At 40.7% G+C, this 13,108-nt stretch carries 12 protein-coding genes and 1 pseudogene; 9 read left to right on the plus strand and 4 right to left on the minus strand.

Translation table 11 applies throughout. The features are described 5' to 3' along the window. Positions 1 to 160: 160 nt before the first annotated feature. The 4 genes from pstA to MHH60_RS16000 form a co-directional block, all read right to left on the minus strand. A complete protein-coding gene (gene pstA, locus MHH60_RS15985) occupies positions 161 to 1,042 on the minus strand; it encodes a phosphate ABC transporter permease PstA (RefSeq protein WP_076137825.1) in 882 nt (293 codons plus the stop codon). After that, on the minus strand, positions 1,039 to 1,986 hold the full coding sequence (gene pstC, locus MHH60_RS15990) for a phosphate ABC transporter permease subunit PstC (RefSeq protein ID WP_036685038.1): 948 nt from the start codon (positions 1,984 to 1,986) through the stop codon (positions 1,039 to 1,041). Before pstC ends, pstA begins: the two co-directional genes overlap by 4 nt. A gap of 82 nt (positions 1,987 to 2,068) precedes the next feature. After that, positions 2,069 to 2,929, minus strand: a complete 861-nt coding sequence (locus MHH60_RS15995; RefSeq protein ID WP_038573065.1) for a phosphate ABC transporter substrate-binding protein — start codon at positions 2,927 to 2,929, stop codon at positions 2,069 to 2,071. 54 nt (positions 2,930 to 2,983) lie between these two features. Next, positions 2,984 to 4,420 carry a stalk domain-containing protein gene (locus MHH60_RS16000; RefSeq protein WP_076137826.1) on the minus strand — a complete coding sequence of 479 codons (1,437 nt, stop codon included), beginning with the start codon at positions 4,418 to 4,420 and terminating at the stop codon, positions 2,984 to 2,986. 292 nt (positions 4,421 to 4,712) lie between these two features. Between MHH60_RS16000 and MHH60_RS16005 the strand changes: the two genes are divergently transcribed. The 9 genes and pseudogenes from MHH60_RS16005 to MHH60_RS16045 all read left to right on the plus strand — a co-directional run bounded on the left by MHH60_RS16005 (position 4,713) and on the right by MHH60_RS16045 (position 13,038). Next, positions 4,713 to 4,904, plus strand: a complete 192-nt coding sequence (locus tag MHH60_RS16005) for a hypothetical protein (RefSeq protein ID WP_143766758.1) — start codon at positions 4,713 to 4,715, stop codon at positions 4,902 to 4,904. Positions 4,905 to 4,913: 9 nt separating this feature from the next. Further along, on the plus strand, positions 4,914 to 5,174 hold the full coding sequence (locus MHH60_RS16010; RefSeq protein WP_143766759.1) for a hypothetical protein: 261 nt from the start codon (positions 4,914 to 4,916) through the stop codon (positions 5,172 to 5,174). Positions 5,175 to 5,286: 112 nt separating this feature from the next. Further along, a complete protein-coding gene (locus tag MHH60_RS16015; protein WP_076137828.1) occupies positions 5,287 to 5,520 on the plus strand; it encodes a hypothetical protein in 234 nt (77 codons plus the stop codon). A gap of 298 nt (positions 5,521 to 5,818) precedes the next feature. Further along, positions 5,819 to 6,046, plus strand: a complete 228-nt coding sequence (locus MHH60_RS16020) for a hypothetical protein (protein WP_341161144.1) — start codon at positions 5,819 to 5,821, stop codon at positions 6,044 to 6,046. Beyond that, positions 6,016 to 6,600, plus strand: a pseudogene (locus MHH60_RS16025) (ABC transporter ATP-binding protein); the annotation flags it as partial. The gene MHH60_RS16020 and the pseudogene MHH60_RS16025, both read left to right, overlap by 31 nt. Before the next feature lie 210 nt (positions 6,601 to 6,810). Continuing rightward, a complete protein-coding gene (locus MHH60_RS16030; RefSeq protein ID WP_256715208.1) occupies positions 6,811 to 8,151 on the plus strand; it encodes a hypothetical protein in 1,341 nt (446 codons plus the stop codon). Further along, positions 8,151 to 10,760, plus strand: a complete 2,610-nt coding sequence (locus MHH60_RS16035; protein WP_076137829.1) for a helix-turn-helix domain-containing protein — start codon at positions 8,151 to 8,153, stop codon at positions 10,758 to 10,760. The genes MHH60_RS16030 and MHH60_RS16035 overlap by 1 nt, the downstream gene beginning before the upstream one ends. 3 nt (positions 10,761 to 10,763) lie before the next feature. Then, positions 10,764 to 12,416: a hypothetical protein gene (locus MHH60_RS16040; RefSeq protein WP_076137831.1), complete on the plus strand. Its 1,653-nt coding sequence runs from the start codon at positions 10,764 to 10,766 to the stop codon at positions 12,414 to 12,416. Further along, entirely contained in the window at positions 12,400 to 13,038 is a 639-nt protein-coding gene (locus tag MHH60_RS16045; RefSeq protein WP_076137832.1) for a hypothetical protein, read from the plus strand. The genes MHH60_RS16040 and MHH60_RS16045 overlap by 17 nt, the downstream gene beginning before the upstream one ends. Positions 13,039 to 13,108 lie beyond the last annotated feature (70 nt).

Genomic DNA, 13,108 nt, shown 5'->3' on the forward strand with positions numbered 1-13,108 from the left:
AGCTAAGCGTGCCCAATCTAATTACTCAAAAGACACGCACATTAGCAATTTTATTAATGGATGGAGCACTCTGTTTATTTAATCGGGAATAAAAAAACTGTTCACGGCGATTTGTCGCCGAGAGACAGTTTTTTATGCATAATCTTCCTATATGAGCGGATCAGCGCCCTTTGCGGCGATTTCCGAGCCAAAGCGGAAAACGGAAGGCAAAGTTAATAAACAAAACTACAAATACGAGTACTGCCGCTGATTTGTCAGCGATTTGCCGCGCATCTTCTACAATTGCCTCGGATTGTACATACCATAGATGCACTGCCAGGGTTTCACCCGGCGAGAACAGATTAAAGTCCCACATTTCGCCCGAGGTACTGAGGCCAGCGGTAAGGATAATAACCGCAGACTCCCCGAAGGCGCGTCCAGCAACGAGACAAATCCCAGTAACAATGGCTGACATTGCAACGGGTAGAACTACTGTGCGGATCACATGGAATTTAGTCATGCCCAGTGCATATCCAGCTTCACGCATCTCGCCAGGAACAGCACGAATCGCTTCCTCCGTCACACGTGCAAGCATAGGCAGATTCAAAAGCGCCAAGCTTACTCCACCGCCAAGAATCGTCAGGCCGATCCCAAAATATTCAGCAAATATCGCAAGACCAAGCATACCAAATACAATCGAAGGAACCGAAGAGAGAGCTTCTACACATATACGCAGGCCGCCTGTAAAAGCATTATCCGGAGCATACTCCGCCATATAAATCCCCGCACCTAAACCGATAGGGACGGAAATAAGCAGCGAGATGAACAAAATATAAAAAGAGTTGAAAAGTACAGGACCGATCCCGCCACCTACGTCAATCTCTTCAGGCTGTTTAATCAGGAAGTCAGGCCGCAGCGCTGGCAGACCTTTACTAAGAATCGTGAAGAGCAGCCAGAAGATTAGCAGCATGACTAAAGCCCCAAGCGTATAAAACCCAATAGTCGCGAGCTTATTGCGTCTCTGAGCACGCGCTGTATACTTTGTACTTGCGAATCCGTTCACGCTGCATCCCTCCTTTTTCTACCCAGCACGCGGATGATCAGAATCAGTACAAATGAAATCACCAACAGAAGAAAGGCCATCATATGTAGGGCATAATTCCAGGTTGATTCAAACTCTACATTCGAGATTTGCATAACGATGTTACTAGTCAAGACCGAAGCAGGTGTAAATAAGGTTTTCGCCAACTGTGGTGTGTTTCCGATAACCATTACTACAGCCATTGTCTCCCCCACAGCACGAGTCATCCCGAGGATGACTGCGGAGATAATCCCTCTGCTAGCCGCAGGCAAAACAACACGCATAATGACTTGCAGACGGGTAGATCCAAGAGCGTACGCAGCATCCCGATATTTGCGTGGAACAGCGACAATAGCATCATCACTGATTCGGCAAATCGTTGGCAAGACCATTAATGCGAGCACGAGGGCCGCAGCCAGCAAACCATCACCCAAGCTCTCCCCACTAACTCTACGCAGGAAAGGAAGTAATACCGTTAAGCCTAAATAACCATATACTATAGAAGGAATACCAACGAGCAAATCGAGCACCGGGCGAATGAAGGTCTTCATCCACTTCGGAGCAATCTCCGCACAGAGCACGGCCATACCCACCGAAATAGGTACTGCGATCAGCAGGGTCAAAGCCGTCAGCGAAAGTGTATTTACAATGAAGGCAGCAGCCCCAAAGGAGTCCTCTTCAGGCGTCCAGTTAAAAGAAAAGAAAAAGTCCGCAGGCGAGAGATGACCAAAAAGAAGCAGCGCCGTTTTGCCGATAAATAGGATTACAAGTCCAAGCACGAAACAAAGTGCAAGAATGCTGAATAAGAAATAAAAGCGGAATAATCGGTTGCTAAACATATGTCTACTGTGACGTTTGGAGTTGGCGCTAACTTCTGTAACGCCCTCCTTAACCTTAGTTGCCAAGTTGTGGACTGGTGCCCCCATACTTTCCCTCCTGTAAGCGGCCACCCCCGTATCAAAATCGGGGCTGGCCGCTGTTACCGTTCAATATGTTCTTCAGATGTTATTAACCCTTCATTGCTGCGATCGGAATGAATTTAAGCTTTTTCAGAGAACCTTGTTGGAACTTTTTGCTTTGTACGTATTCGATAAATTCTTTAGTTGCGCCAGTAGGTTGGCCTTTAGTCATGTAGTAACCATAAGCCCAAATCTTATAAGAACCGTTAATTACGTTGTCTGTAGTAGCTGCGATACCGTTGTGTTTCACTGCTTTTACGTCGCCACTTACATAAACAAGGTCGATATAACCGATGGAGTTAGGAGTAGTTCCTACTGCTGTTTTCATGTCGCCGGATGAACCTGTTTCTTTGTAGTTCTTAGCTTTTTTAACAATATCTCCGCCATCCAAAGCTTTAGCTTGATAGTTAACGCGCGTACCAGAACCGAAAGAGCGAGTGATGACAACGATATCTGCATCTGCACCGCCTACTTCCTTCCAGTTGGTGATTTTGCCAGCGAAAATGCCTTTAAGTTGTTCTGTTGTGAGGTTATCTACACCCACATTTTTGTTTACAATCGTTGCAAAAGGAATGACAGCCACTTTGTTCGCTACCTGTCCGTCAAAAGCTTTGAAGCCTGGTACGTCGATGCTAGCATCCCAGTCGCAAGCGCCGATATCAGCGATGCCTTTTTTCACAGCTTGTGGTCCAGTTACAGAACCTTTACCAGATGCTGCGATTTTCACTTTAGGGTGCAGCTTTTGGAATTCTTTTGCCGCTTGCAAGGTCAATGGAAGAAGTGCGGTTGAACCGTTAACGGTGATTTTGCCACTAAGTGAATCTGCTGCTGCTGCAATCCCTGCAAAAGATGCGGTTACCGCGATTACGGCTGTTAAAGCCGTTACTGTTAATTTCTTGAAGATTTTCATTGTACTATTTTCTCCTCTCGGCTCTAGGCCGTTAAAATATGTTTGGGATAATCATTATTTAGTCAGTTGCAGCCCTTTACCGCCTTGGATAACCCATACGCTGTCGCCGCTCACAATCGCAAGCTTGCTTCCGTCTTTAGATACAGATACTTCAGATACATCTTCAGCCGTACGGAACAGTTCGGTCTTTGCACCACTACCATCGATAGAATAGATCACTGTGCTTCCGTCTGCCGTAGTACCTGCCACTACCAAACCATTGCTAACGCCAGTGGACCAATTCACTTCGATATCAAGTGCTATATTAGTGCTGGTTGCGTCCGCTTTTACAAGCTTCAGGGTATTCTTCGCATTGCCGTCTGCATCTGCGCTCAGGTATGCCACATTTCCATCGGCCAAAATCTCTGGGTAAAGCTTGTTATCCGCTGTAGTTGTTAGTGCAGCTGGTTTAGCATCTTTTGTAGCCAGATCAAGCTTGTAAAGCTGCTCTCCTGCCGAGCTGAAGTCTACCGTAAGAGAATCTTCTGTGCTGTCTGCATCATTTTTAGCAACACCCGTTAAATTAACGATATAAACAGCGCTTTTTTCGTCAGCAGAAATGCGCAGTTCAGATTTATTCTCAACCTTATCAGCCAATACAGATTTAACATCACCAGACTCTACTGAGATTTTAGCGATTTTTTCTTGCTTGTCTCCTTGGATGAAATAAATGCTTTTCCCATCTTTGGACCAAATCAGATCTGTCTTCACACTATTGTCGGTGCCTAGTGTTTTAACAGCTCCGCTAGACAAGTTAATCAGATTCAGCAAACCTTTCTCATCATTAAAAGCTCCCCACTGTTGATCCGGCGATACTGCAAAGTCCACAGCACTGTCATTTGACGAAAACACTTCATAGTTACCTGGTTCTGTACTGAATTTGATAAGCTGAGTAGTTTCAGCATCACTTTTGTTCGCGATCAGGTTACCGGCTGCTGTCCAGTGCAAAGTATCGAACAATCCTTCCGGACGTGCAAAGCTCAAAATCGTGCTAGCATCCGCGTCCAGCTCTCCACCTAATGCAATAACTAACTTAGTCAGCTCTACATAGGTTTTACCGTTATAAAACACTGGAGCCACTGTGAACGATTCGGAATTACCATCTACTTGATAGCTCTTTGAGCCTGTTTTGAGTTGCACATTATGTAGTCCTTTGCTGTCGTTAAGTTCAAACCCGCTTGTTCCCAGTACTACCTTAGCCCCAATTTCACCAGCTACCTGAGTCAGCGAGTAAAGCTTGTAACCACTGCTGTTAATGGTGTTAAACACAATCGGCGTTCCGTTTACATTCCAAGTAGTTGTACCCTCTTTAACTGCTGTTACAGCAGCGACTTGATTGGTAGCTACAGATTTTACATTACTGCCGTTGCTAGCTGCAGACACACTTCCAACGCCTACTGTTGCAAGAAGTGCTGAAGCCAACGTTGCGCTAATCCATTTACTGTTTTTCAATTAGATTCACCCTTTTCGTATAGGTAACTGCTAATGTCATTTTCGTCTACAATTGTCAATTCTGTTGCAGAGGAATGTAATGGAAATATTAACTAGTATTCTTTTTTTAAAAATATCAGGTATATTAGCTCATTTAACAATTTTCTTGATCTAAACCAAATGAACTAAAGAGCAAAAACAGCCTTTTTTCGTAAAAAGGTGCTAGGTGCAGTTACCTTATTTAGTTGGAGAATTGTTTGGGATTTGGTGTGACGTAGAGACTAGTTTGAGATTGCAGGCGGGTGGGTGAAGCTTGTTGCCGAGGTGGGCGGGTGGAGTATATTGCAGAGGTGGCTTGTGTGGGGGGAAGCTTGTTGCGGAGGTCGCTTGGCACTTGGAGTATAGTGCGGAGTTCGCTTGGGCGCGTGGGAAAGCTTGTTGCGGAGGTCGCTTGGCACTCGTAGTATATTGCAGAGTTCGCTTGGCGCGTGGGGAAGCTTATTGAGGAGGTCGCTTGGCACTCGTAGTATATTGCAGAGTTCGCTTGGGCGCGTGGGGAAGCTTGTTGCGGAGGTCGCTTGGCACTCGTAGTATATTGCAGAGTTCGCTTGGCGCGTGGGGAAGCTTGTTGAGGAGGTCGCTTGGCACTTGGAGTATATTGCAGAGTTCGCTTGGGCGCGTGGGGAAGCTTGTTGAGGAGGTCGCTTGGCACGTGGGGAAGCTTGTTGCTGGCGAGAGTCTGCTATCAATGATATGGCTGCTGCTTACGATTTAAAAACTAACTGGTCTGTTGGGCACTTTCTGCGTAAGGGTCATAGTAGGAGATTCGGCTGATTGTAAGGGATTTATACCGTTCTTTTACTGACTTTAGTGGGATTGAGCTCATTGTGCGGGATTTATACCGTTCTTTTGTTAACTTTAGCGGGATTGAGCTCATTGTGCGGGATTTATACCGTTCTTTTACTGACTTCAGTAGGATTGGGCTCATTGTGCGGGATTTATACCGTTCTTTTGCTAACTTTAGCGGGATTGAGCTCATTGTACGGGATTTATACCGTTCTTTTACTGACTTTAGTGGGATTGAGCTCGTTGTGCGGGATTTATACCGTTCTTTTGCTTGATTTATCTAGATCATACCTATTAAGTGGCATTTATGCCCTTCTTTTGTCTGGTTTAGGTAAACCCGTGCTATTTTGAGGCATTTATGCCTTTCTATTACCTAGTTTAGGCGGACTGGCGCTATTTAGTGGCACTTTTGCCTTTCATTCAAATCATCTCTATATACATAGTAAAAGAACATGTTGAATTAACAAACGTCAATCGGGTTTAAGCTAATACTGTGGGAAACATTTGTATAAATATATGGTTTACAATTCCTAACTTTTGATGCAGAATAATGAGTGAGTACTCACTCATTTTATGGTTAGAGTGTTTAACGCAATGCAGTTCAACATCAACATCAACATCAACAACATCAACACCTTCTACACTTCTACACTTCTACACTTCTACACCTTCTACACCTTCTACACCTTCTACACCATCAACACCTTCTACACCATCAACACCATCTTCAACTCAAGTATCCCAGAACATTCAGAATCGAGGAGATATACATGGGTTCAGAGGTTCCAGTTATTTCAGTGAGCCATGTCGGGAAAGCGTTTGGAGAAAAACAGGTGCTCGAGGATATTTCGCTTCAAGTGGAACGTGCGGAAACCTTTGGCATACTAGGGCCATCCGGGTCAGGAAAAACAACATTTGTGAAGCTGCTTACTGGTATCGATGAGGTAACCTCCGGCGAGGTGAAAATACTTGACGTGACGATGCCGAAGCTGACTATGCTGCAACAGATCGGGTATATGGCTCAGTCTGATGCCTTGTACACGGAGCTTAGCGCGAAGGAGAATCTGGAGTTTTTTGCAGCGCTATATGGACTAAAGGGGGAGCAACGCTCCAAACGCATCACAGCCGTAATGGAGATCGTTAATTTACAAGATCATTTGCGAAAAAGAGTAGACCAATACTCCGGCGGGATGAAACGCCGCTTATCATTGGCGATCGCGCTGCTGCATGAACCGCCGTTGCTTATTCTTGATGAGCCTACAGTTGGCATAGATCCGGTATTACGGCTATCCATCTGGAAGGAACTAAAAGCGCTGAACCAGAAAGGCACCACCATTGTGCTGACCACACATGTTTATCTGAAATAAATAGCACATAATAATATTGCACACCATTACATAAAAAAAGTAATCACAAGCCTTTGTACTCAAAGGTTTTTTTGTTGTGTTTAGTTTTTTCACTGCACACCACAAAACTTTGTGTTAACATTTAATTCCAGCTATATCTTAATATATTTCAGACCATATTTTTGCACATATTGATAGTGTTATGGAGGGGGGATTTAGTTGAAAGAATCTCACAAAGCGGAAATCATAGAATTTAACAATGATAATATACGATTTACGCTAGTTCCTGTGTGGTTAGACTGGGGGCGTAAGCGTGATGGTAGTATTATGGAAAAGCAAGTTGCTGCAATTGGTTTAAAAGATACCTTGAAAGATGTACATATTATCCACGGGCTAACCTCTTTTATATTAGGGGAAGGCAGCAGGTGGAGAACAAAAAAATATAACACTCAACGAAAGCATGTACACAATATCATTCAGTTTTTAAATTACCTAATAAAGAACAAAAGGAAATTAAAGATCAGTAAACTGTCTGACCTCACCATTCAAATAGGCACTGACTTTCTAACCCATCTAAGTTTTAGAAATCATGACGTAGCCGCAGAGGATGGCAGCATTGAGAAAAACATAACCATTGATAGAGCGACGGTATTAAGCATCAGCAAAACACTTACTTATTTCTATATCTGGTTGAAGAATAATGACATGCTTCCTTACGTTGATGAAGAGCTATTACGGGAGTTTAAACGTAAAAACCACCATAACGGTGAACATTACTATGAATCGATCTTTGTTCCGATTTTGCCTTCTAAAAAAATTAAAAAGTTAGAACACTTCTTCCCTATCAAATACCTACCATTGCTTTTGGAGATCTCTATATTAAAAACAAATCCTATCACTTTAGGATTGTACCTTCAGATGTTTGGAGGATTACGCGTTTCCGAAGTGGTCAATATTAAACGCACTCAATTTTCCCGAACTGTTAACAAGGGGGATTTCTTATTAAACATCGAATCCAGGAATATGAGAACAGATATAAAAGGAAGTACTGGAGGAGGATATGTTAAGAAACAAAGAAGACAACTTGTAATTCAAATCAAAGACTGGGGAGACATCCTATATAGACAGCATTTAGAGCTATATAAAGAGTCAAATAACCTGTCAAATTACTCCCCGAAGGGTGCCCTGTTTGTAAATTCTCACGGAAGAGCATTATCAGAGCCTAGCTACCGTTATTATTTCAAGAAATTAAAACAGGAATTTTGTGATTTCCTAATTCAATATGGAGATTCTGAAGATAAAATAGTAGCTAATCATCTTCGAATAATAGATTGGAGTACTCATATTGGAAGGGGAACATTTACAAACATGATCACTGAACAAACTGACAACATTGCAGAAGTTGCATTTTTAAGAGGTGATTCTAATCTGATGTCTTGTTTACCCTACTTAGCTAAAACAACAAGAGCTAGAGATCGAATTGAAAAACGTATTTCAGAAACCCACGAGGATTTTGTACCTAACTTAATTAATAAACATGCTCTCCAAAGGAGAAAATAATGCATTATACGGTAAGTCAATTATGTACCTTTTTCAAAGAAAAAGGATATATCGTGGGAGAAAAAGCGGCATATGGCATGTTGAATAATCACCCCCATGTCATCAAAGATCCCAAAATCATGATCCCAAAAGAACATGCACAAGAACTTGTAGAACAATACCTTTTAGTCCCCGAGGGCTATATACTCGCTACTGAGGCACTTAAACAATATAATATTGCACAGAATAAGATAGATTCATTAACGGAAGCAGGTACACTAAACAAATGTTTTCGTCTTCTTAATGGTTTTTGGAGAGTTTATATAGATTCAACCAAATTGGACGAACTACAAAAAGACTTTATCACTTACCAGCAACTACACGAACACATTCAAGCTCTCGGAATTACGATTGGCGCTGAGTATATTAGAAAAGTGATGAACACTCATCCTAATGCGATAAAAAGCGAGAATAACAAACAAAACTTACTACACAAGGACGAGGCAAAAGACATTATCAATGGGATAATACCACCTGTTGGTTACCTAACTGTAGATGAAGCTTGTAAACACACAGGACTAAATAAAAACTTAATTCAAGCACTAATAAAAGACAAAATAATCAATACATTTATCCCGAAATACGGAAGACAGAGAACTTTTGTTAATCTACAACAACTGCAAGAAGTATCGGATAGAGAAGCGAATTATTATTCAGTGCCTGATGCAGCATTACTATTGGGTACTTCTCGTACCCACGTATATAAAATAATTCAAGACGGCACTCTCAAGAATTTTAAACTCGACAAAGTAAAACAAACAAAAAAATATTTTTTAGATAAGAAAGAAATCCATCAATTGCAAGCGGATTATTTAAACAAAAAGAATGAAATTCAAAAACCTTTTAACAAAGCCTATTTCATCAAACAATTTTGCGATGAAATATCACATAAATCGCTTACAGCCAAACTTCGTTTGAACAAGGAATTATTCTCTAAATTCATCATCCAAATTCTAAACGATTTAAACGATCGAGAAACGAGTCTACAGAACAGAAAATGGGAGTTAAGTAATACATTTGATAAAGCCATTACCCACCTACCAAGTTTAATTCATACACTGAGCAAAGAGTTCCTTGTTGCTTTGATTGACAATGAACAGATTCCTTATTACGTAAAACAAGATTTCATGAGATTCTATAAGTATGCGTGTAGAACACAGCGCACATCCCCACACAAGGTCTACATAACAAGAAACCGAACAAAAAGCACAATAAGCGAATCCAATGAAGACGAGATATATCCTCCTGCGATTTATGGCCAATTTTATATTCATGCAAAAAAGGTAGATCTCCATATTCCACAAGCCATTCAAAAGAGAACGTATGCTAATATGTGGCTGTTCTCGACTTTACTATTAACAGATATGTGGAGAGCAACGGATCTATTTTACGAATTTCCACGCATCGACATAGACATACTAAATATTTCTGATTGTGCATGGTTCCAAACAAAAAAAATGAATGAGAACCAGGTCCATCTAGTAATAGAACAATTACGCTTATCTTTGAATTTTGCGAATGTAGGAAAAACAGGTGCTGAATTGCTTTTTTTAATGATACCTGAATTAGAAGAAGCTATCGCAACTGCTGCCGTCATATGCGAATTACACAGCAGGGACCTCCCAACTAGCAACGTGGTTCAAAAAGGATTTCTGCTAGGCACATTTTTTGAGGGAATCACGCCCGAGAAATTAAAAACCAGTTCTTCAGGAAGAGCAGTTCACATGAAATACTTCGCTACAGATGAATTATTAAAGAGAACCAAATTTAGCTCACATAAACTATGTAAGAGCACCATGACATATGTTTATTTTTACGTAAGTGAACAAGGTGAAGCTGGAGATATTGATACCCGTAATCAAGCAGATAAGATTTTAACAAAAGGACGATCTCATCAACAAGAAAATTCCGTGATTCCTTATGTAGCCTTTTCAAATAAAGACGGGTCCATGGATAACGTATCTATCAACTTATTCAGACGTGGTCATTTTGGATGGTTGTATAACACAATGGTCTCGCACGTTGAAAGTAGTTTATCCATTCAGCAAAGCATGGAAAAAAGAACCGAGTCGATCGAAGGATTAAGAGATGAATTCTCTTTGCGAGAATTAGAAGATTGGGCGGAAGGCTTACTTCAAAATAAAAAAAACAAAGAATTTGTAGTACGTCGACTCATGAAGATGTCCCGAGAAGAATTAATACAAGAGGTCGTAAAAATCTACAGATGCGAAAAACCAAGTCGCGATGGTCTAGGTCAATGTTTCGTGTTTCCTGATTGCCATTTTCCCGAAAGATCCTCATGTATTGGTTGCCCTGAGTTCATCCCTCAATATCAATTACTAAAGGAAGCACAATCTGAATTTTTACGCCTAACGGATAGTATTAGAAACAACATTTCTGAATCTCTTCGCCTTAGGGACTCTATGTTTTTGTATCGACTGTATATCGTTATCGGAGAAGCTGTAAAGGAATTCGGCAGCGAGAAGGTCAATGCATACATCTCCTTAGAAACAATATCGAACGAATGGCAAGAAGCGAAACAATATCTCGAAATACCAAAGAAGGTGTAATATATGGAGTTAAAGCAAGTGATCAATTCTAGCGGAACATTAAAAACCATTTTGATCGAGGATGTGGTGTTCCATTCCGATGAAATCTCTAAGTATAAAGATATTTTTGATAGTTTAAAAACACTAGGAATCATTGAACAGGGTGAATTTAGTGATCGACATTGGTACACCTTTGACGAGATAAAAAACGTGATTGTCCCCTTGCGCTTTGAATTAGATGTCTACGCTGAATTACAAATATCACTCAAATGTTTCATTGCAAGCCAACTGGCCATGTCAAAAGCAGCGAGCACTGCAAAGCAGACTCTAGAAAATTTAAAAACAATCATTTTTGAAACAAACGGCATTAAATTCGATAATTTTAACTCTTTTTTATCTCAATTGGAGGTTACATCACCTGGCCAAGCATACCGATATAGTCGCCACTTGATAAACTTTTTGAATTTTCACCCTATAAAAAATCGAGACAAATTCCTGGAACGCTGCTACACTATTTCTCGAATAAACACAAAAAACAGAGATCTACCTGAATTAGATGATATTATCGAATTCGACAGGATCGTGAATGATTATTTTCGAAGAACGCCCGTAGAAGATCATTTAACGTTTAAACCCATCCAAATTTTTTGGATCATCACAAATATCGTTCCTCTACGTCCTTCTGAATTCACCTTAATAAAAACGAATTGTTTAGAGAACAAGAACGGAAACTATTATATTGAGGTTCCAAGAATTAAGAACGGCGAAGGTGAAGGTATTCATTACCAAAGCATTCAGATCACCGATGATATCTATTTCTTTATTAAAGAGTTTATTCTACGCCAAAAGCAAATGGGCATTGAATCACACTATCTTTGTTCCTTGGAATTTCATGAGCGTTCATATGAATCCAGTTGGCCGCGCAAAGCTACCGATGGCTCGGAATCATTCCAAGATAGAGTCACATCTACCCAACTTCATGGGTTACTCAAACGATTCTATAAACAAGTCGTTGAAGGTATGTACAATGAGCATACATCCATGAAAATAATACCTGCTCACACTAGACATTTTGCGATTATCAACATGTTCCTTCAAGGCTATAACATGCTTTCCATTGCAAGAATGGCTGGCCATTTAGATTTAAAAACACAAGATAATTATTACAGCCATGCAAAAACATTTGCACAATCGCATGTATATAATTTATTGCGTACCAGCATGGGAGAGAAAATGGGACAAAGCATCCCCAATGGGATATTCGGATGGAGACAGAAACTTCGAGAAAAGTCGGCACGATTCATTAGGTACTCTCACGATGAACTCAACGATAATTACCGAAAAGTAACGCACGGATACTGCAAGAGTGGAAATTTCCCTTACGATTGCGCCGAAGATTGCCGTGTCTGTCTCCCCCATTTCATCTTCAAACCTAGACTAGATGAAGAACGCCAAGCTGGAAAGTGGTTGGAGAGTTACTCCAAGGAATTAGAACAAAAAATCGACTCAACACTCGATTTGATGATTAGCACGAGCAAGAGTCTAAGTAAGCTATCCAATCCACTTACCGAAGCCTCTTTCTCAAACGCTTCAAGGCAACTACAGCAATACATGGACCACAAATTATTAGTAGATTTTAAGATTAGCGAAGGTGAATACAATGGCGGGGAAATCTAATTTTACAGATGATCAACTTATGGATCTAGCTGACGAAATCAAAGCAAAATACAAAGGCAAAGAATTAACCCCTTCTTTATTAGAACGAGAAACAGGGATCGGTCGCATGACCTGGAAGAGACGTATTGACGATTACCTTAACGAATTGAACAACCCCCTGGTTCGAGATATGGGAACAAATTCAGATGATATGATTTTATTCCCCAGTATTGAGACCATTTTCACTAGGCACGGATATAACGTGGATAGCCATGTCAAGTTGGTTAATGCTCTTCATGAACTAGAGTTGTTAGTCCAAGATCTTTATAAAGAAAAACAACAACACAAAGAGCAATCGAAGAAGTACGAGAAAATAAAAGATTCTTTTGAAGAGCAAAACAAAAAAATTCAAGCCTTAAAAAGCCAGAAACAATATTACGAAACAAAATATAACCAACTTGTAGTCTCTAGTTTAGAACCTCATTTACGCAAAGAGCACGGCATTACTGCCGATATCATCGATTTCAACGAAAATAAAAAGTTCTATGAAAAACTTAATTCTTTAGAAAAGAACTTTCCAGAACCAGAGGAAACCTCATCACAGAAAAAGATTGAGGAATTGGAAGACGAGTATGGTTTTTAGCACGTTTTTTCCACTTCGCATCGCGTGTTATCATTGAAATATCAATAGATAAAAAAGAGCTGCGTTATCT

Origin of the sequence: Paenibacillus sp. FSL H7-0716, assembly GCF_038002705.1 — a bacterium.
GTDB classification, from domain to species: Bacteria; Bacillota; Bacilli; order Paenibacillales; family Paenibacillaceae; genus Paenibacillus_AQ; species Paenibacillus_AQ odorifer.